This is a genomic window from Pontixanthobacter aquaemixtae, from assembly GCF_009827395.1.
Lineage (GTDB): Bacteria > Pseudomonadota > Alphaproteobacteria > Sphingomonadales > Sphingomonadaceae > Pontixanthobacter > Pontixanthobacter aquaemixtae.
Map to the genome: position 1 here is coordinate 809,568 of NZ_WTYX01000002.1, position 20,374 is coordinate 829,941.

At 58.9% G+C, this 20,374-nt stretch carries 23 protein-coding genes; 12 read left to right on the plus strand and 11 right to left on the minus strand.

What is annotated here, in order from left to right:
• Nucleotides 1-40 precede the first annotated feature (40 nt).
• The 6 genes from GRI41_RS12870 (at nucleotide 41) to GRI41_RS12895 (ending at nucleotide 6,868) form a co-directional block, all read left to right on the plus strand.
• The gene (locus tag GRI41_RS12870; protein ID WP_160605452.1) at nucleotides 41-2,347 is read left to right on the plus strand and encodes a CRTAC1 family protein; all 2,307 of its coding nucleotides are present in this window, start codon (nucleotides 41-43) and stop codon (nucleotides 2,345-2,347) included.
• A 123-nt stretch (nucleotides 2,348-2,470) separates the two neighbouring features.
• The gene (locus tag GRI41_RS12875; RefSeq protein WP_160605453.1) at nucleotides 2,471-3,292 is read left to right on the plus strand and encodes an alpha/beta hydrolase; all 822 of its coding nucleotides are present in this window, start codon (nucleotides 2,471-2,473) and stop codon (nucleotides 3,290-3,292) included.
• Between the two features lie 65 nt (nucleotides 3,293-3,357).
• Nucleotides 3,358-3,492 (plus strand): 50S ribosomal protein L34, encoded by a 135-nt coding sequence (gene rpmH, locus GRI41_RS12880; RefSeq protein ID WP_067784371.1) that lies wholly within the window; start codon nucleotides 3,358-3,360, stop codon nucleotides 3,490-3,492.
• A 128-nt stretch (nucleotides 3,493-3,620) separates the two neighbouring features.
• Nucleotides 3,621-3,881, plus strand: a complete 261-nt coding sequence (rpsT, locus tag GRI41_RS12885) for a 30S ribosomal protein S20 (protein WP_160605455.1) — start codon at nucleotides 3,621-3,623, stop codon at nucleotides 3,879-3,881.
• Between the two features lie 457 nt (nucleotides 3,882-4,338).
• Nucleotides 4,339-5,781 (plus strand): chromosomal replication initiator protein DnaA, encoded by a 1,443-nt coding sequence (dnaA, locus tag GRI41_RS12890; protein WP_160605457.1) that lies wholly within the window; start codon nucleotides 4,339-4,341, stop codon nucleotides 5,779-5,781.
• Nucleotides 5,782-6,103: 322 nt separating this feature from the next.
• Nucleotides 6,104-6,868: a HesA/MoeB/ThiF family protein gene (locus tag GRI41_RS12895; RefSeq protein WP_160605459.1), complete on the plus strand. Its 765-nt coding sequence runs from the start codon at nucleotides 6,104-6,106 to the stop codon at nucleotides 6,866-6,868.
• On the opposite strand, the gene GRI41_RS12900 is transcribed toward GRI41_RS12895, so the two are convergent.
• The gene (locus tag GRI41_RS12900; RefSeq protein ID WP_160605461.1) at nucleotides 6,865-7,311 is read right to left on the minus strand and encodes a nuclear transport factor 2 family protein; all 447 of its coding nucleotides are present in this window, start codon (nucleotides 7,309-7,311) and stop codon (nucleotides 6,865-6,867) included. The genes GRI41_RS12895 and GRI41_RS12900 overlap by 4 nt on opposite strands.
• Before the next feature lie 17 nt (nucleotides 7,312-7,328).
• Nucleotides 7,329-8,033, minus strand: a complete 705-nt coding sequence (locus tag GRI41_RS12905; protein WP_160605463.1) for an NAD-dependent deacylase — start codon at nucleotides 8,031-8,033, stop codon at nucleotides 7,329-7,331.
• A 108-nt stretch (nucleotides 8,034-8,141) separates the two neighbouring features.
• Between GRI41_RS12905 and dapB the strand changes: the two genes are divergently transcribed.
• Both dapB and nth read left to right on the plus strand, forming a co-directional pair.
• Nucleotides 8,142-8,870, plus strand: coding sequence for a 4-hydroxy-tetrahydrodipicolinate reductase (gene dapB / locus GRI41_RS12910; protein ID WP_160605465.1), 729 nt, complete (start codon nucleotides 8,142-8,144; stop codon nucleotides 8,868-8,870).
• Nucleotides 8,867-9,514, plus strand: a complete 648-nt coding sequence (nth, locus tag GRI41_RS12915; RefSeq protein WP_160605467.1) for an endonuclease III — start codon at nucleotides 8,867-8,869, stop codon at nucleotides 9,512-9,514. The genes dapB and nth overlap by 4 nt, the downstream gene beginning before the upstream one ends.
• Here the strand turns inward: nth and dapE are convergent.
• A complete protein-coding gene (dapE, locus tag GRI41_RS12920; protein ID WP_160605469.1) occupies nucleotides 9,504-10,628 on the minus strand; it encodes a succinyl-diaminopimelate desuccinylase in 1,125 nt (374 codons plus the stop codon). The two genes, nth and dapE, sit on opposite strands and share 11 nt — an antisense overlap.
• Before the next feature lie 52 nt (nucleotides 10,629-10,680).
• Here dapE and GRI41_RS12925 point away from each other — a divergent pair, with 52 nt between their 5' ends.
• Nucleotides 10,681-11,148 (plus strand): cupin domain-containing protein, encoded by a 468-nt coding sequence (locus GRI41_RS12925; protein WP_160605881.1) that lies wholly within the window; start codon nucleotides 10,681-10,683, stop codon nucleotides 11,146-11,148.
• On the opposite strand, the gene GRI41_RS12930 is transcribed toward GRI41_RS12925, so the two are convergent.
• Nucleotides 11,145-12,062, minus strand: a complete 918-nt coding sequence (locus GRI41_RS12930; RefSeq protein ID WP_328600558.1) for a S1/P1 nuclease — start codon at nucleotides 12,060-12,062, stop codon at nucleotides 11,145-11,147. The two genes, GRI41_RS12925 and GRI41_RS12930, sit on opposite strands and share 4 nt — an antisense overlap.
• Nucleotides 12,023-12,688 (minus strand): glutathione S-transferase family protein, encoded by a 666-nt coding sequence (locus GRI41_RS12935; protein ID WP_160605473.1) that lies wholly within the window; start codon nucleotides 12,686-12,688, stop codon nucleotides 12,023-12,025. The genes GRI41_RS12930 and GRI41_RS12935 overlap by 40 nt, the downstream gene beginning before the upstream one ends.
• Before the next feature lie 359 nt (nucleotides 12,689-13,047).
• On the opposite strand from GRI41_RS12935, the gene GRI41_RS12940 reads away from it, so the two are divergent.
• Entirely contained in the window at nucleotides 13,048-13,467 is a 420-nt protein-coding gene (locus GRI41_RS12940) for a VOC family protein (RefSeq protein ID WP_160605475.1), read from the plus strand.
• A 29-nt stretch (nucleotides 13,468-13,496) separates the two neighbouring features.
• Here the strand turns inward: GRI41_RS12940 and yihA are convergent, their stop codons facing one another.
• From yihA to mutM, 5 genes are all read right to left on the minus strand, one after another.
• Nucleotides 13,497-14,177 carry a ribosome biogenesis GTP-binding protein YihA/YsxC gene (gene yihA / locus GRI41_RS12945; RefSeq protein WP_160605477.1) on the minus strand — a complete coding sequence of 227 codons (681 nt, stop codon included), beginning with the start codon at nucleotides 14,175-14,177 and terminating at the stop codon, nucleotides 13,497-13,499.
• Nucleotides 14,178-14,268: 91 nt separating this feature from the next.
• A complete protein-coding gene (yidC, locus tag GRI41_RS12950) occupies nucleotides 14,269-16,047 on the minus strand; it encodes a membrane protein insertase YidC (RefSeq protein ID WP_160605478.1) in 1,779 nt (592 codons plus the stop codon).
• 47 nt (nucleotides 16,048-16,094) lie between these two features.
• Nucleotides 16,095-16,304 carry a membrane protein insertion efficiency factor YidD gene (gene yidD / locus GRI41_RS12955; RefSeq protein ID WP_160605480.1) on the minus strand — a complete coding sequence of 70 codons (210 nt, stop codon included), beginning with the start codon at nucleotides 16,302-16,304 and terminating at the stop codon, nucleotides 16,095-16,097.
• Between the two features lie 53 nt (nucleotides 16,305-16,357).
• Nucleotides 16,358-16,750, minus strand: a complete 393-nt coding sequence (gene rnpA / locus GRI41_RS12960; RefSeq protein WP_160605482.1) for a ribonuclease P protein component — start codon at nucleotides 16,748-16,750, stop codon at nucleotides 16,358-16,360.
• Nucleotides 16,750-17,565, minus strand: a complete 816-nt coding sequence (mutM, locus tag GRI41_RS12965) for a bifunctional DNA-formamidopyrimidine glycosylase/DNA-(apurinic or apyrimidinic site) lyase (RefSeq protein ID WP_160605484.1) — start codon at nucleotides 17,563-17,565, stop codon at nucleotides 16,750-16,752. Before mutM ends, rnpA begins: the two co-directional genes overlap by 1 nt.
• A 54-nt stretch (nucleotides 17,566-17,619) precedes the next feature.
• On the opposite strand from mutM, the gene GRI41_RS12970 reads away from it, so the two are divergent.
• Nucleotides 17,620-18,363 (plus strand): class I SAM-dependent methyltransferase, encoded by a 744-nt coding sequence (locus tag GRI41_RS12970; RefSeq protein WP_160605486.1) that lies wholly within the window; start codon nucleotides 17,620-17,622, stop codon nucleotides 18,361-18,363.
• 4 nt (nucleotides 18,364-18,367) lie between these two features.
• Nucleotides 18,368-19,924 (plus strand): 2-polyprenylphenol 6-hydroxylase, encoded by a 1,557-nt coding sequence (gene ubiB / locus GRI41_RS12975; RefSeq protein WP_328600559.1) that lies wholly within the window; start codon nucleotides 18,368-18,370, stop codon nucleotides 19,922-19,924.
• On the opposite strand, the gene GRI41_RS12980 is transcribed toward ubiB, so the two are convergent.
• Nucleotides 19,921-20,316: a DUF4345 family protein gene (locus tag GRI41_RS12980; RefSeq protein ID WP_160605490.1), complete on the minus strand. Its 396-nt coding sequence runs from the start codon at nucleotides 20,314-20,316 to the stop codon at nucleotides 19,921-19,923. The two genes, ubiB and GRI41_RS12980, sit on opposite strands and share 4 nt — an antisense overlap.
• Nucleotides 20,317-20,374: the final 58 nt, after the last annotated feature.

Below are 20,374 nucleotides of genomic sequence, written 5' to 3' on the forward strand. Positions count from 1 at the left end.
GCTTCCGATTAGACAGAACCGCAAGGGGAGGCTGTGCGGAATGTTCAAAAAGACCGCAATTGTTGCTTTGGTGTTGGCGCTGATTGTCGGCGTTTGGGCGGCCAACGATTTGCGCACCGACCCCAAATTCCGAGGCTCGCTGGCGGACCATGTGGCGGATATAGAGCCGCAGCCTGGAACCGCCGGAATGATCGCAATGATCGCCGAAGTTGATGATCATCGCGGCGGTTCGGTGATTGGCGGCTGGTATGCGGAACTCGTCCGGTGGCTGAACGGAAACCGCGCCATTGAAAACGAAGCGGATGCGCGCAGGGCACTCAAAATCGCGCTTCGCCATTTGATGCATGGCGACACACAAGATGCGCTCGATGGGCTTCACGCAATCGAAGGTCAGGCGCAGAGTGGCGCGCTCCCGACCGAAGTTCAGGCCGAGATCGAGCAGTGGATTGCGCTCTCTTACCTGCGGCTTGGCGAACAGCAGAATTGCTTTTTCAATCCGCATGCCTCCGCCTGTATCATCCCGCTCGACACGCAAGCGATCCACCAGCTGCGCGAGGGGTCTACGAAAGCGATCGCATATTATGAAGACAAAGTGCTTGCTCGCGACCCTGAGGACTACAACGCCAAGTGGTTGCTCAATATTGCCTATATGACGCTGGGCGAATATCCCGAGGGCGTCCCGCAGGAGCATTTGATTGGCATGCCCGGCCTGATCGAAGCCTACGAAGGACCGGCTTTCGCCAATGTCGCGGACTTTGCGGGGGTTGATGACATGAACCTGTCGGGCGCGGCGGTGGTCGATGATTTCGACAATGACGGGCTGCTCGATCTGTTCACGACCGAATGGCAGAAAGACGGCCTGATCCATTTCTATCTGCGTGACGAAGACGGCACGTTTCGGGAAGCAACCGAGGAGGCCGGGCTTGCGGGCTTGCGGGGCGGCCTCAATGCCATCCATGCCGATTTCGACAATGACGGCCACACCGATATCTATCTGATGCGCGGCGCGTGGGGCGGTCCGTTTGGATTGGTCCCGAATTCGTTGCTGCGTAACAAGGGCGATGGCACTTTTGAAGATGTGACGGTTGATGCCGGATTGCTCGAGTTTGAGCCAACGATCACTTCTGCCTTTGCCGATCTCGACAATGATGGCTGGCTGGATCTGATTGTGGCCAATGAGAAGCAGGGCCAATTGCGCCCTGACGGCGTCATTGGCATTTTCATGAATAACCAGAAGGGCGGGTTCGCGCCGTTGCCCGAAGAGCGCGGCATCAGCATCGCTTGCAATCCCAAAGGCGTGGCGATTGGCGATTTTGACGCGGACAATGCGCAGGACATTTATATATCCTGCCAGAAACGCTCCAACTTGCTGATGCGCAATCTCGCAGCGGACAATGGAGGAATGGTCGCATTCGAAGACGTGACCGAGGCCGCAGGTGTCGGCCTGCCCGAATACAGCTTCTCGACCTGGTTCTTCGATTACGACAATGACGGGCGGCAGGATCTGTTCGTGGCGAGCTATGACTTTGCCGACAATGCCGGGTCTGCAGGCGCGATGGGGCGCAGCTATGCCGGGTTGGAGGGCAGCGACAGACGGCCGGCGCTCTTCCGCAATTTGGGGGGTGGTCGTTTCGAAGACGTTACCGGTCAGATGGGATTGAATTCTGCCAGCTACACCATGGGGGCGAGCTTCGGCGATTTCGACAATGATGGCTGGCTCGACATGTATTGGGGCACTGGCGCGCCGCCCTATGATGCGGTCTATCCCAATACCGCATTACTCAATCGCGGGGGGAAGAGCTTTCTCGATATCACTGCATCATCGGGTCTTGGCCATATCCAGAAGGGGCATGGCATTGCCTTTGCCGATTTTGACATGGATGGCGACGAAGACATTTTCGCGCAGATGGGTGGTGCGCAACCCGGCGATACGTTCCAGAATGCATTGTTTGAAAACCTTGGCGAAGATCGCAGCGCAGGCAATACATGGATCAAACTGCGGCTTGAGGGGAAGCGCAGCAATCGCAGCGCAATCGGCGCGCGCATCCGTGTCGACGTAACTGAGGAAGATGGATCGGAGCGTTCACTCTATCGTGTGGTCAATACCGGCGGGAGCTTTGGCAGCAATCCGCTGCTGCGGCATATCGGCCTCGGCTCCGCGGAATCGATCAAAAGAATTGTGATCGAATGGCCTGCTTCTGGAATCACCCAGCCGATGACCGGGTTTGAACCCAATTCGGCCTATCATATTGTTGAAGGGCGGACCCCGTTCGCCCGCCTTCCGGTAACCACCAAGAAGTTCACGCGGGCATCGAACCGCCGGGAGCACGATCACGCCGCTATGTGAGGCCAACCTGCAGGTGGGCCAGTCCGCAGATGTGCCAAACCGCGAGGAGGCGCGCGTTTGGTAACCTGAATTAAACTCTATCGCTTCGCACTTATCGAAGAAACTGTCTTGCATAGAGACACTATGCGAAGCGTCGTAAAAACCTTTATCCTGTTTCTCAGCCTGATTGCAGCGCCTGCCTCTGCGCAGCTGCTTTCGGTCGAGACCTATGTTGAGGAATGGAACGAAGCCCAGCAGAAATGGGTGCGGGTGGAAGACGGCGCCGATCGTCTTGCCTCCGGTGCCCTTTCCGCTCCCGCACACTCCGCGCCAGAGAGCGCAGCCATTGCCAGCTACGGCCCGTTTCGCGTGATCGATGATGCGCATGCGGAACTGGTCGGCGTGACTGACCGTTCCTCGCCAACCGATTTTGCAGCGATGTTGCGCGATTTTCCCGGTTTGAAAACTCTCAAACTTGTCGAGGCACCGGGCACCGATGATGACCGCGCCAATATGAAAGTCGGCCGGATGCTGCGCGCTGCGGGCATAGATACGCATGTGCCCAATGGCGGTTCGGTCCGCTCGGGCGCTGTCGAACTGTTTCTGGCCGGTGCGAATCGCCGCATCGATGACGGCGCTGAGTTTGCAGTCCATTCCTGGATCGACGGACAGGGCCGGCAGCCAAGCGACTTTGCGATGACTGCTGCTCCTAACCTGATGTATCTGAACTACTACCAAGAGATGGGCATGACGTCTGCCGAAGCGACCGCATTCTATGCCATGACCAACTCGGTTGATTTTGCGGATGCCAAGTGGCTGACCGCGCAGGATATGCGCGAGTGGCTGGGGCAGAAGGATCCGGCTTCAGCTGCTGTCCAGGCTGAGGTCACCACGATTGCAACCCAGGGCGAAAAACGCGCCGAACCGCGCATTGCCTATCTTGACTTGAGCGCATTGCTCCCGTAACTGGCCGCTCCATACAGGAGGCCGCCTCTTTTGGTGGCCCTTTTTTATTGATACCCGAGGTAATTATGAAGCGTACTTTCCAGCCAAGCAATCTCGTGCGTGCACGCCGTCACGGCTTCTTCGCACGTAAGAAGACTGTAGGTGGCCGCAAAGTTCTTCGCGCGCGCCGCGCACGTGGCCGCAAGAAGCTCAGCGCCTAATTCCAGAATCGATTGACGATTCGCGCCTCTCTCGCTAATTCGCGCGGCTTCTGGCAGACATCTGCCGTTTCCGAACGAACCAATTGAAGAACTCTGGCCGCAGGAAAGCGGTCTGACAAAGGATTAACATGGCTAATACACGGCAAGCCCGCAAGCGTATCCGCCGCAACAACCGCCGCGCTGAAATCAATGGCGCGCGCATGACCCGCATTCGCGGCTTCGTGAAGAAGGTCGAAGCTGCTGTTGAAGGCGGCGACAAGAAAGTTGCAGCCGAAGCTCTTAGAGCAGCACAGCCAGAACTCGCACGCGGCGTTGCGCGCGGCGTTCTGCACAAGAATACCGCTTCGCGGAAATTGTCGCGCCTCTCCAAACGAGTTGCTGCGCTCTGATTCGTTTTTCGGCGGAGCGATTCGCTCCGGCTTGAAGATCAAAAACAGCTAAGGGCCGGTGCCGATGGTGCCGGCCTTTTTTGTTGCAGCGCAGCGATTGCCCCGAATCCTCAACGTGGATTTCAGAAACCCTAGGATAGTCCACGATTCGCAAATGTTGCTTTGCAAAAATGTAAGAGAAACAGGCTGTTGAACGGACGCCTGCGGCATGCAGCGAGTCAACCATTTTATTTCAGATTTTTTACAGTTTTCCCCCTTGCTTCAAGCACCGACAAGTCCATAAATGGCTGCGTGCTCGGGGCTGGACAGCCTGGGCTTTTAGAAATTTGTGTTTGGGGGATGTCCCGGAAACTCGCTTCCGGGAGATGGCAGTGCTGTGCCTGATCTGAACCTGAAATTTGGGGCAGGAACAACCGGTTTGTGGGCCGGTTCATTTTTTGGGGTTTGGACGAGTCAGATGGCGACGAAGAAGGACGGCGTGGAAGATATCGAAGCGGTAAATCTGGCGGCAGACTGGTCTGACATCAGTCAGGGTTTGCGCAAGGATCTGGGGCACCAGCTTCACAGCCAGTGGATCAAGCCGATTCAAGTGGGCGGTTTCTGCAAAGACACCGGAACGCTCGATCTGTTTCTGCCGACCGAATTCTCTGCAAACTGGGTGCAGGATCGCTTTGCCGACCGCCTTTCGCTCGCCTGGAAGATTGCCAAGAGCGATATTCGCAATGTCCGCATTCAAGTTCATCCGGGACGCCGCAAAGTTCCCGATATGAATCTGGGCAGCGATTACGGAAGCGGGCCAAGCGCAGCCAATGATGGCGCCGATTCGTCGATGATCGCTGTCGCCGCCGGTACAATCGGCGAGCAGGGTTTTACCTCTTCGGTCGGGCTGGACCCCTCGCTGACCTTTGCCGCCTTTGTGACCGGCGAAACCAATATTCTCGGCTGCAATGCCGCGCAGCGTATGGCGGCTACCGAAACGCCGCAATTCAGCCCGCTTTATCTCAAAGCGGCTACCGGTCAGGGCAAGACCCACCTGATGCATGCGATTGGCCATGCCTATCTTGCCGCGCATCCGCGTTCGCGCATTTTCTACTGTTCTGCAGAACGCTTCATGGTCGAATTTGTCCAGGCGCTGAAACAGAATCAGATGATCGAATTCAAGGCCCGCCTGCGCAGCTTCGATCTGTTGCTGGTGGACGATATACAGTTCATCATCGGCAAGGCGAGCGCTCAGGAAGAGCTGCTCTATACGATCGACGCGCTGCTGGCCGAAGGCAAACGGCTGGTCTTTGCCGCGGATCGTGCGCCGCAAGCTCTGGACGGTGTTGAACCGCGCTTGCTCAGCCGTCTGTCGATGGGCCTTGTCGCAGATATCGCTGCAGCCGACATCGAACTGCGCCGCAAGATTCTCGAATCGAAACTAACGCGCTTTGCGCCGCTTGAAGTGCCTGCCGATGTGATTGAATTCCTCGCGCGCACTATCACGCGCAATGTTCGCGAATTGGTCGGCGGGCTTAACAAGCTGATCGCCTATGCGCAGCTCACCGGACAAACCGTGTCGCTGCAATTGGCCGAAGAACAATTGACCGATATTCTCTCGGCCAATCGCCGCCGGATCACGATTGACGAAATCCAGCGGACGGTATGCCAGTTCTATCGCATTGATCGCAGCGAGATGAGCAGCAAGCGCCGCGCGCGTGCTGTGGTTCGCCCGCGCCAGGTTGCGATGTATCTGTCAAAGGTCCTGACCCCGCGCAGCTATCCGGAGATCGGCCGCAAATTTGGTGGCCGTGACCACTCGACCGTGATTCACGCCGTGCGCCTTATCGAAGATTTGCGCACACGCGATGCGGATATGGATGGCGATGTGCGCAGTCTTCTGCGTCAGCTGGAGAGCTGATTCATTTGTTGAGTCCCTCAGTCGCCGGAGTCTTTTGTTTAGACCCTCAGTTGCCGGGCGCGAGCCATCCGGCTCGCTTGGCTACCTCGCATAAGCTCGGGCGGGCAGTTGCCCTTGCGGTTCGCTAGTGGCGAACCGGACTAGAGCGATACTGCAAAAGCCGGGAATGACTCGGTCCTGCACGCGCGTCGCCCGGTAGGGCGGTAGCCTAAGGGAGCGGGAAGCGAAGCTGAACCACCGAAGGTGGGACAACCGACCGCCGGCGCTTGAGGCAAAGCAAACAGCATCGACAGCCTCTCCACTTCCTGCCAACAGCTTTTCCATGACCCTATCCCCCGAACGCCTTGACCGTTTCGCGCGCCATATCGTGATCCCCGAAGTGGGCGGCGCGGGCCAGGTCGCCCTGGCCGAGGCGCAGGTCACGCTTGTCGGCCTTGGCGGTATTGGCAGCCCGGCGCTGCAATATCTCGCAGGTGCGGGGATCGGGCAGATCCGCTTGATCGATGATGGCGATGTCGAGCTGTCCAATCTGCAGCGTCAAACGATCTATACGCAGCGCGATATCGGCCATTCCAAAGCCGTCGCCGCGCGCCGGTGGTTGGCCAATTTTGACAGCGAGATCGCAGTCGATGTGCGCGATGACAGGGTAACGCGCGAAAATGCTGCGGACTTGCTCGAAGGATCGGGACTGGTCCTCGATGGAACCGATACATTTGCAACACGCCTCGCCGTTTCGGACAGCTGCGTCGCGCTGGGCATTCCGTTGCTCAGCGCTGCGGTCGGCCGCTTTCAGGGGCAGGTTGCCGCCTTTGCTGGCCATTTGCCCGAACACTCTTGTTACCGCTGCTATGTTGGCGATGCCTTCGATGCCGATGATTGTGACACTTGCGCCGATGACGGAATGCTGGGCGCGATGGCCGGATGGGCGGGCAGCTTTGCCGCGATGCAGGCGGTGCGGTTGTTGCTGGAAGGCAAAGCTGCGCTAGGCGATCCGGGCTGGGGCAAGCTGCACATGCTCGACGGACTGAAACCGGCGATGCGTACACTCAACATCGCGAAGGACCCTGAGTGCAGGGCGTGTTCTTAGTTTTGGGCGGAATAGTACCAAACACGGCGGATCAGCGCGTCTTCAAATTCATAAACCACGATTGATGACTGCGATTTCACCGTGCCATCGGCGGCTTGCCAATGCGCTGTTTCGCGCAGGGTCAGGAACCGGCCATTCTCGATCACATCGTCAAATGCGCTCCAAATTTTGGTTGGTGATGCAAAATAGCTTTGCATTTGTTCGGCCAGCGCATCGCGGCCATTGGCGACGATTTCCGAATTGCCGCCTTCGATTGCAATCCATTGGATTTCAGCATGCATCATGGAGCGCATGAGTTCGAGATCGCGGATATTATACGCCGCCACATATTTCGAAACGGTCGTCTCCTGAATGCTTGATTCGCGCGCTGTTGCACTTTCGCTGCCGTGTAGTGCGGAAACAACCAAAGCGGCGGCCAAGCCGAGGCTTACAAAATTGCGCATGTCGATACCTTCTCCAACTACCCCGCTAACACTTCAGCCACCCAGGCGGGAACAACCTCGCTTGCCTTGCCCAGCCGCGATTCTTCAAACCAATTTGAACCCTGGCTCCGTTCCAGATTGAGTTCCAGCGTTTGCATACCCAATTGCCGCGCATCGCGGACAAAGCCTGCTGCCGGATAAACAGCACCCGACGTTCCTATCGATACAAACAGGTCAGCCTGCCGGAGCGCGCCGTAAATCTCCTCCATCCGGTACGGCATCTCACCAAACCAGACGACATCGGGGCGCAGCGCCTTCGCGCCGCAAGCCGGGCAGTCCGGACGGTCGATCAACGGCCCGGTCCAGGGCGAGCGCTTGTCGCAGGCGATGCACCACGCATTCAGGTGCGTCCCATGCATATGCAGAACGTTCTTCGCTCCGGCGCGTTCGTGCAGATCATCGACATTCTGCGTGACAATCAGCACCTCTCCGCCCCATTCGCGTTCAAGCCGCGCCAATGCCTCATGCGCGGGATTGGGCTGCTTGGTCTGGATCGCCTCGCGCCGCATGTCGTAGAAGCGCAGCACCAGATCGGGGTCACGCTGGAACGCCTCGGGCGTGGCAACATCTTCGACTTTATGCTGTTCCCACAATCCACCGCCGTCGCGGAATGTGTCGATTCCGCTTTCCGCGCTGATCCCCGCACCGGTGAGAATCACGATATTGCCAATTTCAGTGCCCAAATGCCCTTCTCCGTTCGCCCTGAGCTTGTCGAAGGGCTGCTTTTCCTTTTACCACGCTAGAAGAAAGTGCAGGGCTTCGACAAGCTCAGCCCGAGCGGAGTTCTACTTATGACAAGGATTGGCATTATCGGCAGCAAAGGCCGCATGGGTGGTGCCCTACAGCAAGCGATTGCGGATGCAGGGCATGATTATGCGGGCGGGGCGGACCAAGGTGATGATGTCAGCGCGCTGGCCGCAAAGGCCGATGTGCTGGTGGATTTCTCTGCGCCCGCAGCACTGCAGGCGAATCTAGACGCTGCCATCGCGGCGGGCGTTCCCGTGGCCATTGGCACCACCGGACTGGATGACACGCATCATACCGCCATCGACAAGGCGGCTCAGCAGATCGCGGTTCTGCAAACCGGCAACACATCGCATGGCGTGACGCTGCTCGCGCATCTGGTCGAACAGGCTGCGTCCCGGCTGGGTGATGATTGGGATATCGAGATTGTCGAAATGCATCACCGGATGAAAGTCGATGCGCCTTCGGGCACCGCGCTGCTGCTGGGTGAAGCCGCCGCCAAGGGGCGGGGCATTGATCTGGCCGCAAACTCCGAACGCGGCAGAGACGGCCAAACCGGCGCGCGCGGGCAAGGTGCGATCGGCTTCGCCAGCTTGCGCGGCGGAACCGTCGCGGGTGATCACAGCGTCACTTTCGCAGGCAATGAGGAACGCCTCACTCTCACGCACAACGCGGAGAACCGGATGATCTTTGCTCGCGGTGCAGTGAAGGCGGCTGAGTGGTTGGTTGGACGCGCTGCTGGCCGTTACACAATGCCGCAGGTTCTCGACCTTTGACCAAGGACCAGATCTTCGAATTCTTCCGGCGTTTGGCAGAAGACAATCCCGAGCCGGAGACGGAGCTGGAATATGGCAACGCCTACCAGCTTGTGGTTGCGGTCGCCTTGTCGGCGCAGGCAACCGATGTCGGGGTCAACAAGGCAACGCGCCGGTTGTTCGCAGAAATTACGACGCCCGAACAAATGGTTGCGCTGGGCGAGGATGGGCTGAAAGAGCACATCAAGACAATCGGCCTGTTCAATTCGAAAGCAAAGAACGTGATCCTGCTCTCGCAGCGGCTGATTGATCATTATGGCAGCGAAGTGCCCGATGATCGCGACGAGTTGGTTACGCTCCCGGGTGTCGGGCGCAAAACCGCCAATGTCGTTCTCAATTGCTGGTTCAAGCAGGAAACCTTTGCGGTCGATACGCATATTCTGCGCGTCGGAAACCGGACCGGATTGGCCAAGGGCAAGACGCCCGATGCGGTCGAGAAGAAGCTCGATAAACGCGTTCCGCAACCTTTTCGCCTGCATGCGCATCACTGGTTGATCCTGCATGGCCGCTATGTCTGCAAAGCGCGCACGCCTGAATGCTGGCGCTGCCAGCTGACCGATCTGTGCAGCTTCCGCAAGAAGGTGCTGGAGAAGCCTAAGCGCTGAGCACGGCTTTCGCGATCCGTGCGTATATCCGCGCAAGGGTCTGCAAATCTTCCATCGCAACGGCCTCATCGCGCTTGTGCATGGTTGCATTGCACAGACCGAATTCGATCACTGGGCATACAGCGCGCAGGAAGCGGGCGTCGGACGTTCCGCCCGTCGTCGAAGGCTCTGGATCGAGGCCGGTTTCGGCTTTCACCGCTTCGGCGACTATCCGGCTGAAGTCCCCCGGCGGCGTCAGGAACGGTTCGCCCGAGATGATCGGCTTCGCTGCGCCCCCGTGCCTTTCCGCAATCGCGCCTACCAGTTCCGACAGAGACGCGCCGCTATGCGTATCGTTAAAGCGGATGGAAATGCGCGCGGTGGCTTTGGCCGGAATGACATTATGCGCGGGGTTGCCCACTTCGAGATCGGTGATTTCAAGGTTGGATGGCTGGAACCACTCGGTCCCCTCATCGAGCACAAGCGCATCGAGCTCCGCCAGGATCGCGACCAGTTTCGGCAGCGGGTTGTCGGCCAGATGCGGGTAGGCGACATGCCCCTGCGTCCCCTCAACCTCGATCCAGATATTGACCGAACCGCGCCGCCCGATTTTGATCATATCGCCAAGCTGGTTGACCGAAGTCGGCTCGCCCACAAGGCACAGATCGGGCGTATCGCCGCTTTCCTTCATGAAATCGATCAGCGCGCGTGTGCCATAGACTGCGGGGCCTTCTTCGTCGCCGGTGATGATGAAGCTGACTGTGCCTGCATCGGCAGGGACATCCGCCATCGCCGCGACCATCGATGCAATCGAGCCCTTCATATCCACCGCGCCGCGCCCATAGAGAAGATCGCCGCGCTGTTCGGGAGCGAAGGGGGCGCTGGTCCACCCTTCGCCGGGGGGAACCACGTCCAGATGCCCGGCAAAGGCAAAGTGTTTCGACCCTTCCGGCCCGCGCCGGATGGCGAACAGGTTTTCGACCGGACCATCGGGCTCTTCGCCTTTTACAAAGCGATGAACCTCAAAACCGAGCGGTTCCAGCATTGCTTCCATCACATCGAACACCAGCCCAGTCGCAGGTGTTACACTGGGCGCGGAGATCAGCTTTTCGGCAAGGTCTATGGCGTTGTTCATCACCGTCTGGTTAAACCACACCGCAACCCGTTACCAGCCGGAGAATCCTGCCATGCCCAAACTTGATCTTGAAGCGATCCCCCAGACCAACGCGACAGGCTATCCGTCGCCATTTGATAGAGAGGTCGAGGGACGCTGGTATCGCAGGCTTGCTCCGGCGGCGGGATTGACCAAGATGGGCGCGAGCCATGTCACGCTGAAACCCGGCGCTTGGTCGTCGCAGCGGCATTGGCACAGCGCGCAGGACGAGTTGCTGGTGATGATCAGCGGTGAAGCGCAGCTGGTCGAGGACGACGGCGAGATAACTGTCGGGCCGGGCGATGTGCTGAGCTGGGCGGCGGGCGCGAAGAACGGGCATCATCTGGTCAATCGTTCCTCCAGCGACTGCTGCTTTGTCGTGGTCAGCGCGGGGCCCCGCGAAGAGGATTCGGGCGAATATCCCGACATCGATATGATGTTCGATGCTGAAGGATATGCGCGCAAGGACGGCACGCGCTACCCCGCCGAGCGGATTCCCTAGCGGGAAGATTCTGGCTCCGGCAGCGGGCCGGGTGCAAAGGCCTGATCGAGCATTGCGGCCATCCTCAGCCCGGCTTGGCGGATCCGCCGCTGCGCCACCGGTATCGCCTCGACAATGTCCTCCTGCGTCAGCGCAGCCTCATCGGGCAAGTCACTGGCGCAGGGATCGGTATTGAAAGCGTTCGGATAGACAAAATCGCGCGCGGCCTGCCAGCTTTCGCGGCCCCAATCGGCCGGTTCGCCGCCGCCATAATCGGCGCGCTCTGCTGCGCTGTAGCGGCGCACCATGGGCCGCTCGGTCGAAGTGATCGCGCGCTCTGCCAAGGCACCGTCCCAGATCCAATGCAGGTTCATATCGGGCACGATGCCATACGCCGTTTTGCGGTCATTGCCGCCGCGATCATCCTTGTCGCCCGAATGCAGCGGCATGTGAATATCGCCCACAAAGTGCACCATAAAGGCGAGCGCTTCGAGGCGGATATGCGCGGGCAGGCTCTCGTCAGCCAGCAAACGCTGGTTGCGTTCGATTTGCGCGGTCACGCAATTGCCACCGCTACAATTCTTCCAAGGCTCATAGGCGTCGCAAACCGGTGTCGTGCGATAATGCCATGCCGCCGTATAGCCCCAACGCCAGCGGGTGCGCCTGACGCAATCGGGCCACACCGTCGCGTCTTCCAGCGTTTTCAATGCGCATTCGGGCGTGCCTAGCTGCTTCTCATATTTGAGCAATTGTTCGAGCGCGCGCCGCGTTTCCGGCTTGATATTGGCCAAGGCAATCTGGCCGGTCGTGCGATGTCCATAGCCGCCCCAGGCAAGCGCCGGTGGTGGCAGCACGCTGGCGCTGATGATCGCAATCGTGGCAACAAGCCGCGCGATTACGCCGAAGGATTGGTCTCGTACTGCTCTAATACCCACTGCTCGTCCTCTGCACTGGCTAGCCAGTGCTGCATCCATTCATGTTCCCACAGCGCTTGCATGTAGGTTTCGGCGAAGGCCGGAACACCGATGCCGTAAGTCAGAAACCGGCTGACCACCGGTGCGTAAAATATGTCGGCCGCGCCGAACGTCCCGAACAGATAGGGCCCGCCCTGTCCAAAGCGCGCACGCGCTTCTGCCCACAGCGTAAGAATACGCACAATATCCCCCTTGGTATTCTCGCTGATGGTCACGCCTTCGAAACGCTTGCGCATATTCATCGGGCATTCGCTGCGCAGCGGAATGTATGAACTGTGCATTTCCGCAACCATAGACCGCGCCATGCCGCGCGCTGTTTCGTCTTTCGGCCAGAACCGATCGCGGCCGACCTTGTCGCCGCAATATTCCATGATCGCCAGGCTATCCCAGATTACGGTGTCGCCGTCCCACAGGATCGGGACCTTGCCCGCCGGCATGATTTCGCCCGATTCCTTTTTAGCCGTGGCCCATTCTTCACCGCCGATATTGACGATAATCTCGTCAAAATGGAGCCCCGATTGCTTCATCGCCAGCCAGCCGCGCAGCGACCAGCTCGAATAGTTCTTGTTGCCGATGATCAGCTTCATCGTTGTTACCTTATTGCCACCTGAAACGTGCCGTAGGCGTTCATCCTTTCTATGTCGAGCCTGAACAGATGGACCACATGGACCACAGTCCTGGGCCAAAATTTCTGGGCCCAAACCCACCCGCGCATTGGGGTTTCGAAGCTGCGCAAGGTAGCTTTTCAGATAGGTTCGGGCTTCGTCCGGGGTCATCCGCAATTCTATGGCGGAAAGTTTCGGAGTAGGAAAATGCCTCTGTCATCATTGCGAAGGCAGGGATCAAGATGGCATCACAATCACCAATCCGCTTGCCAGACGGCATTCTTATGCCGGATATAGCCCTTATCTAGACCCCTGCCTCAGCAGAGGCGACGGAGAATGAGTTGTCCCTACGCCCCTTTCATCTCGCCTTTCCCGTCAATGATCTTGCCGCCGCGCGCGCATTTTACGGCGGCGTGCTTGGTTGCGAGGAAGGGCGCTCCTCGGGCCAATGGATCGACTTTGATTTCTACGGGCATCAGATCGTCACGCATTTGTCCGAGGGCGGAGGCGGCGATGCGCTCAAAAACCCGGTCGATGGCCATGGTGTTCCGGTTCCGCATTTCGGCGTGGTGCTGACGATGGATCAATGGGAAGACCTTGCCGAAAAGCTGCGCGCGGCCGGCACAAGGTTCGAAATTGAACCAACCATCCGCTTCAAGGGTAAGCCGGGCGAACAGGCAACGATGTTCTTCCGCGACCCTTCCAGAAACGCGCTGGAGATGAAGGCATTTGCTGACGACAGCATGCTTTTCGAACGCTAGGCTGGACAATCCCGCGTAGCGGTTACGACCTAAACCCCCGCGTCGCCCAGTACCGCAGCGCGCAGTTCCTCGATCCCCATGCCTTTTTCGCTGCTGGTCAAATGCAGTTCGGGGAAGGCAGCGGGGTGTTTGGCGGCTTCATCGGCGACTTTGGCCGCGACGGCTTCGAGCGCGCTGGCTTTGATCTTGTCGGTTTTGGTCAGAACGATGCGGTAGCTGACAGCGGCCTCATCAAGCATCCGCATCATTTCGCGATCAACTTCTTTAAGCCCGTGGCGGCTATCGACCAGCATCAGCGTGCGGTGCAGCACTTGCCGCCCGCGCAAATAGGTTTTGACCAGCGATTTCCATCGCTCGACCACTTTGACCGGTGCCTTGGCAAAGCCGTAGCCGGGCATATCGACCAGCCGGAACAGCGTCGGGTCACCCACTTCGAAAATGTTGAGTTCTTGCGTGCGGCCCGGCGTCACCGATGTGCGCGCGATACTCCGGCGGCCGGTCAGCGCGTTCAGCAGGCTCGACTTGCCGACATTGGAACGCCCGCAAAAGGCGATTTCGGGCACGGTCGGTTCGGGCAGAAATTTAAGCTGCGGCGCGGATAGCAGGAAGTCGACACGGCCCGAAAACAGCTTGGACGCGCGTTTGGCGAGTTCAGCCCGGCGGGCGTCCTCTTGAGCTTCCAGTTCTTCTTCTGACAAGGCTTTCGTCATTGCGAGCAACCAAAGGTTGCGCGGCAATCCAGAGCATCGCGCTCTGCCGCTCTGGATTGCTTCGCTCCGCTCGCAATGACGAGGGGACAGATCACCCCTTCGCTTCCCGTGCAGCCGCTGCTGCCTTGTCAGCTTTCTCTTTCTCCGCCGCCGCGCGCAATTGCGGGTGACGCGAATAGAGGTAGGTCTGCTGCGCCAAAGTCAGGATGTTGTTGGTTACCCAGTAGAGCAGCAAACCAGCCGCGAAGGGCGCCATAACGAACATCAGCATCCAAGGCATGATCGCGAAAATCTGCTTCTGGATCGGGTCCATCGCGGTCGGGTTCATGCGGAATGTCAGCCACATCGTGACGCCCAGCAGGATTGCCAATGGACCAATCGCCAACAGGCCGGGTACTTCGAAGGGAAGCAAGCCAAACAGATTGAGCACATGCGCCGGATCGGGCGCCGACAGATCCTTGAGCCACAGCGCGAAAGGCTGATGGCGCATTTCGATCGCCAGAATCAGCGTCTTGTAAAGCGCGAAGAAAATCGGGATCTGGATCAGGATCGGCAGACAGCCCGCGAGCGGATTGACCTTCTCCTTCTTATACAGCTCCATGATTTTCTTTTGCTGTTCCTGCTTGTCGTCCTTGTAGCGTTCTTGGATCGCTTTCATTTTCGGCTGGATCGCCTTCATTGCGGCCATCGAGGCAAATTGCTTCTGCGCGATGGGGAACAGGACGAGACGGATCAGAACGGTCAGGCCGATAATCGCGAGGCCGAAATTGCCGACCCATCCGAACAGATGGGTTAGCAGCCACCAGATCGGTTTGGCGATGATCGCGAACCAGCCCCAATCGATGGCATTGCCGAACAGGTTGACCCCGGCGGCTTCATATTCGTTGAGGATCGCGCTTTCCTTGGCCCCGGCAAATAGCTGCGTAGTGCGGGTGACTTGCTTGCCTGCGCCAACTGTAACCGGCTGATAGATCATATCCGCGCGGAAGATCTGGTTGCCGAGCGAGCGGAACTCTGTCTGCGCATCGCTGCCGTCTTCGGGGATCAGCACCGACATCCAATAGATATCGGTAAAGCCAAGCCATGCGGCGCGCCCTTCGGTCCGGCCTTCGGATGCCGATTCGGCCAGATCATCATAATCGGGGCCGAACTGGACCGATTCGTCGAAATTGCCGATCGGGCCGGAATGGACATTGATCATGCCTTCGGCGGCATTGCGATCGGTGCGGTTGATGAAGCTGTAAGGCCGCACCACGATGGGGCCGCCACCGCTTTCGGTGCCGGTATTGGCAACCGTCTGCTTCGCGGTGATCATGTAGTGATTGTCGATCGACAGCTCGATCGTGAACAGCTGCCCTTCGCCATTGTCATAACGCAGCGTTACCGGCGTATCGGGTGCCAGCGCGCTGCCTTCGGTTTGCCACACGGTCTCTGCATCGGGCACGGCCACGCCTTCGCCAATCCAGCCGAATTGCGCGAATTGCTGTGTCGCAGTGCCTTCGGGCGAGAAAATCCGCACCGGGCCGCTGTCTTTGTCGACCGTTTCGCGGTGAGTTTTCAGCGTGATATCGTCAATCCGCGCACCAACATTGTTGATCGTACCGAGCACTTCGGGCGAATCGATTTTGATCCGCTCCGGCGCGGTCAGCGCTTCGTTCAGATCGACAGGTTGCGCAGCGGCCGCCGCTGGCGCGTCAATATTGGCCGGGGATCCAGCGGGCGCCGGTGCCGCATTGTCGCTTTGCACCGTAGCTTCGCTTTGCACGGGCTTTTCCGGCTGCGGGTAGAAATAGTTCATGCCCGCTTCCCAGCCGACAAGCAGGAGGCCGCAAAGCACGACGGCGAGCAGGAGATTACGCTGGTTTTCCAAGATGAACTTTCCGAATTTCTAACTGTCTGGTCATGTCAGGAACGGTGTCACGGCACTGGGTCATGACCATGTCCCCCCCACGGGTGGCAGCGCAATATACGCTTAAGCGCCAACCATCCACCCTTGATTGCGCCATATTTGCCGAGCGCTTGAATCGCATATTCGCTGCAGGAAGGCATAAACCGGCATGTCGGCGGCAAAATCCGCGACGGGCCAAGCTGCCACAGGCGGGCAATCCAGATGAGGATGGTCTTCACTGAAGGGCTAAATAGGCATCATCGGGTGAATTACGAGGGCAATACACCGCCGGCTAGCTCTGTTTGCTCCGCCGGGGCCGTCCGCGATGTTTTCGCGGTGGGTCGCCTTTGCCTGCTGCGGCGCGCGTTAGAGCGGCGGCCAATTCGGTTTGCAGAGCGCCAAAATCGCGCTCAACCCCCGCGTCGCGTCCGATCAGAATATGGTCATGATCGGGCAAGCCAAGTTCGGGCAGAGCTTCCCACAGCAGTTCGCGCAGCCGCCGTTTCATCCGGTTTCGGGTCACCGCATTGCCGATTCGTTTGGTGACGGTAATTCCGTAGCGTTTGCCCAAACCGCCATTCGGGCGGGCCAGCAGAACGAAACCCGGGCGCGCAACACGAATACCGGCATTGGCCGCGAGAAAATCGCGTCTCTGGGAAATGACGGTGGGTTTAGTGTCGGGCATTATTTCTGACATTTAGGACAGTACCAAGTGCTCCGCCCCCCTTGTTCGATCCGCTTGATGATCCCGCCATCGCCGCGATCGCAGGCTTCGCCTTCGCGGCCATAGACTGCGAAACGGGTGGCGAAATAGCCAAGTTCTCCGTCGGGGCGGGCATAATCGCGCAGCGATGATCCGCCATCCTTGATCGATTGTTCAAGCACGGCAACGATTTCCGGGATCAAGCGTGCGAGCATTGGTTTGGACACTTTGCCGCCCGGTTTTGTCGGCCTGATCCCCGCGCGATGCAGCGCTTCGCAGACGTAGATATTGCCCAGACCGGCGACGATCCGTTGATCGAGCAGCAACAGCTTTATCGCTTGCGAGCGGCCGGCGATGGCTTGTTTGAGATGGGCGACCGTCAGATCAGGCCCCAAGGGTTCCGGGCCGAGCGGCGCAATCGACGGCCATTGGTCCAGCTGGTCGCTGGCAACCAGATCAACCCAGCCAAACCGCCGGGGATCGCACAGAGCGAAAATATGGTCTGCTGTTTCGATCACCAGATGATCGTGTTTATCCGGCTCGTCCGGATCGATTCGCCACCTGCCGCTCATCCCCAGATGGAAAACCAGCGTCGAATCGCGATCGGTATGGATCAGTCCGTATTTTGCCCGGCGGCCCAATCCGGTCACTTTCGCGCCGGTCAGCATTTGCACCAGATCCGCGGGAAAGGGCCTGCGCATATCGGGCCGGTTCAGCGTGACGCGCTCGATCCGCTTTCCATCGAGGAATTTGGCAAGACCGCGCACGGTTGTCTCGACTTCGGGAAGTTCTGGCATGCACCGTCCTTAACACCCTTTGCCGCGCCCGCAATTGCTCCTAAGGAACCGCGCATGAGCGAAACAGTTTCTTTCGGCTATGAAGATGTCGACGTATCGGAAAAGACCGCCATGGTCGGCGAGGTATTTTCCAAGGTCGCTGCCAAATATGATCTGATGAACGATGTGATGTCGGGCGGCATGCACCGGCTCTGGAAAGATCGTTTTGTCCGGCGGGTCAAACCGCAGAAGGGCGAGGCCATTCTGGATATGGCGGGCGGCACCGGAGATATTGCCTTTCGCATGGCACCCAGCGGCGCGGAAATCACCGTGTCCGATATCAATCAGGAAATGCTCGATGTCGGGATCGAGCGCGCGCTGGAACGCGGGATAGACCCGGATGAAGGCAGCCTGGTCTGGTCACGGCAGAACGCAGAGGAGCTCAAATTTTCTTCGCGTTCCTTCGATGCCTATACGATCGTGTTTGGTATCCGCAATGTGACGCATATCGACAAGGCGCTGAAGGAAGCGCATCGCGTGCTCAAATATGGCGGGCGCTTTTATTGCATGGAGTTTTCGACCACCGAATGGCCGGGCTTCAAGGAAATCTATGACGCCTATTCGCACAAGGTGATGCCCAAGATGGGCGGGCTGGTTGCGCAGGACGAGGACAGCTATCGCTATCTCGCCGAATCCATCCGCCGTTTCCCGCCAATGCCCGAATTCGAAGCAATGATCCGCGATGCGGGTTTCGCCCGGACCAAAGTCGAACCGATTTTCGGCGGTGCGGTTGCGATTCATTCGGGTTGGAAAGTGTGACCCGGTGACACGCCCTGCAACGCATATCTGGCGGCTTCTGAAATGGGGCCGGACGCTGGCGAAGCATGGCGCCTTGCGCGGGATCGAAGCCGATCCGAATACGCCGCGGCCGGTAAAGCGGCTGGCGCGGATTGCGCGCTTCGGCACGTTCCAGCCCAAGACCCCCGATTATGCCAGCGCCTTTCGCGCGATCGGCCCGGCGGCGATCAAGCTGGGCCAATCGCTCGCCACGCGGCCCGATCTGGTGGGGGAGGAAGCGGCGCTGAACCTGCTTTCGCTGCAGGATGATTTGCCCCCGGTCGGCTTCGACGAAATCCGGGCGGTGATCGAAGGCAGCTTCGGGCAGCCGGTCGACAGGCTGTTTGCCAGCATCGATCCTGATCCGGTCGGCGCGGCATCCATCGCACAGGTCCATCGCGCGGTGACGACCGATGGCAAGGATGTTGCGGTGAAAGTCTTGCGCCCGGGCATCCGCGAAAAATTTGAACGCGATCTGCAAACTTACCACTGGGCCGCCGCGCATCTGGAAGCGATGGGCGGTGAGGCGGAGCGTCTCAGGCCGCGCCTCACCATTGCCAATTTCGAACGCTGGACCAATCGCGAACTCGACCTGCGCCGTGAAGCCGCATCGGCCAGCGAACTTGCCGAAGGCATGCGCGCGGTCGAGAAATATGAAATCCCCGAAATTGACTGGGACCGGACAAATGGCCGGGTGATGACCGTTGCGTGGGTCGACGGAATCAAGATCAGCAAGCGGGACGAGCTGATTGCTGCCGGGCATGACTTGCCCGAACTGGCCAACCGGCTGGTTCTGGCCTTCCTGAACCAGGCGATCAGCGGCGGCTTTTTCCATGCGGACATGCATCAGGGCAATCTGTTCGTGAAAGCAGACGGGACCATCGCCGCGATCGATTTCGGTATTATGGGCCGGATCAACCGCCAGGCACGCGCCTGGCTTGCGGAAATTCTATACGGTTTGACGACGGGCAATTATCAGCGCGTGGCAGAAATCCATTTCGAAGCGCAATATGTGCCGAGCTATCACGATGTTGGCGAATTCGCGACCGCGCTGCGCGCTGTGGGTGAACCGATGCGCGGCAAACCGGTGAGCGAGCTCAGCGTCGGCCAGATGCTCGACGGTCTGTTCGCGATCACGCGCGATTTCGATATGCAGACGCAGCCGCATTTGCTGCTGCTGCAAAAGACCATGGTGATGGTCGAAGGAATCGCGACCCAGCTCAATCCCGAGATAAATATGTGGGACACATCGGCGCCCTATGTTCGCAGCTGGATCCGCGACGAACTTGGCCCCGAAGCGGCGATTGCCGACCGGATCAAGGAAGATACCGACACTTTCCTGCGGTTGCCCGCGCTTATTCGCCGGATAGAGGACCGCTTCCCGCCCAAAGGCGGCGCGCCAGAGCAGGCACCGCTGCCCGATGTCCCGTTGATGTGGGAGAAGCGCGTGCCCAAACGCCGCAGCTGGCTGGGCTATGCTTTTGCCGCCGCGGCGGGTGCCGGCGCCATTATCGGCGCAAGCTGGATGGGCTGGATCGGTTAAAGATCAGTCGCGTGTTTGCTGTGCGGCAATACGCGCGATGCAATCAGCAACACGATCACGGTGACCGCTTCGATCGTCATCGGCAGCCAGAAGCCTTCTACCGTTCCGTCAGAAAGCATGCTGATAATCCGGCCAAGCAGCGCAATCCCGAACAATCCGGCAGGAACCAGCAACAGGTCGCCATTGCGTTTCCATGCGCCAATCAACATGCAGATAGCGGCGATTACGAAGAACGCCGTGAAATCGGCGCGCATAGCGGCAAGCCCGCTGCTGTCGGTTGCGTTCAAGCCGAAACCGGCCCCGGCTTCCGCCGGATTGAACAGGAAGTTCATTCCCGTGATGAAGAAGAACAGCCCGCCTACGAAAATCAGTGCGGTAAGACCCAAGCGCATAATTCACTCCCCCTTTTGCCAAAGGTTTATAGGCAGATAAGGATATTCGGCCAGATAA

Excerpts from the sequence above, each read along its gene's own strand:
- GRI41_RS12870 (WP_160605452.1), top strand. The coding sequence starts at position 41 with ATGTTCAAAAAGACCGCAATTGTTGCTTTGGTGTTGGCGCTGATTGTC.
- GRI41_RS12875 (WP_160605453.1), top strand. The coding sequence starts at position 2,471 with ATGCGAAGCGTCGTAAAAACCTTTATCCTGTTTCTCAGCCTGATTGCA.
- rpmH (WP_067784371.1), top strand. The coding sequence starts at position 3,358 with ATGAAGCGTACTTTCCAGCCAAGCAATCTCGTGCGTGCACGCCGTCAC.
- rpsT (WP_160605455.1), top strand. The coding sequence starts at position 3,621 with ATGGCTAATACACGGCAAGCCCGCAAGCGTATCCGCCGCAACAACCGC.
- dnaA (WP_160605457.1), top strand. The coding sequence starts at position 4,339 with ATGGCGACGAAGAAGGACGGCGTGGAAGATATCGAAGCGGTAAATCTG.
- GRI41_RS12895 (WP_160605459.1), top strand. The coding sequence starts at position 6,104 with ATGACCCTATCCCCCGAACGCCTTGACCGTTTCGCGCGCCATATCGTG.
- GRI41_RS12900 (WP_160605461.1), bottom strand. The coding sequence starts at position 7,311 with ATGCGCAATTTTGTAAGCCTCGGCTTGGCCGCCGCTTTGGTTGTTTCC.
- dapB (WP_160605465.1), top strand. The coding sequence starts at position 8,142 with ATGACAAGGATTGGCATTATCGGCAGCAAAGGCCGCATGGGTGGTGCC.
- dapE (WP_160605469.1), bottom strand. The coding sequence starts at position 10,628 with ATGAACAACGCCATAGACCTTGCCGAAAAGCTGATCTCCGCGCCCAGT.
- GRI41_RS12925 (WP_160605881.1), top strand. The coding sequence starts at position 10,681 with ATGCCCAAACTTGATCTTGAAGCGATCCCCCAGACCAACGCGACAGGC.
- GRI41_RS12935 (WP_160605473.1), bottom strand. The coding sequence starts at position 12,688 with ATGAAGCTGATCATCGGCAACAAGAACTATTCGAGCTGGTCGCTGCGC.
- yihA (WP_160605477.1), bottom strand. The coding sequence starts at position 14,177 with ATGACGAAAGCCTTGTCAGAAGAAGAACTGGAAGCTCAAGAGGACGCC.
- rnpA (WP_160605482.1), bottom strand. The coding sequence starts at position 16,750 with ATGCCCGACACTAAACCCACCGTCATTTCCCAGAGACGCGATTTTCTC.
- mutM (WP_160605484.1), bottom strand. The coding sequence starts at position 17,565 with ATGCCAGAACTTCCCGAAGTCGAGACAACCGTGCGCGGTCTTGCCAAA.
- GRI41_RS12970 (WP_160605486.1), top strand. The coding sequence starts at position 17,620 with ATGAGCGAAACAGTTTCTTTCGGCTATGAAGATGTCGACGTATCGGAA.
- GRI41_RS12980 (WP_160605490.1), bottom strand. The coding sequence starts at position 20,316 with ATGCGCTTGGGTCTTACCGCACTGATTTTCGTAGGCGGGCTGTTCTTC.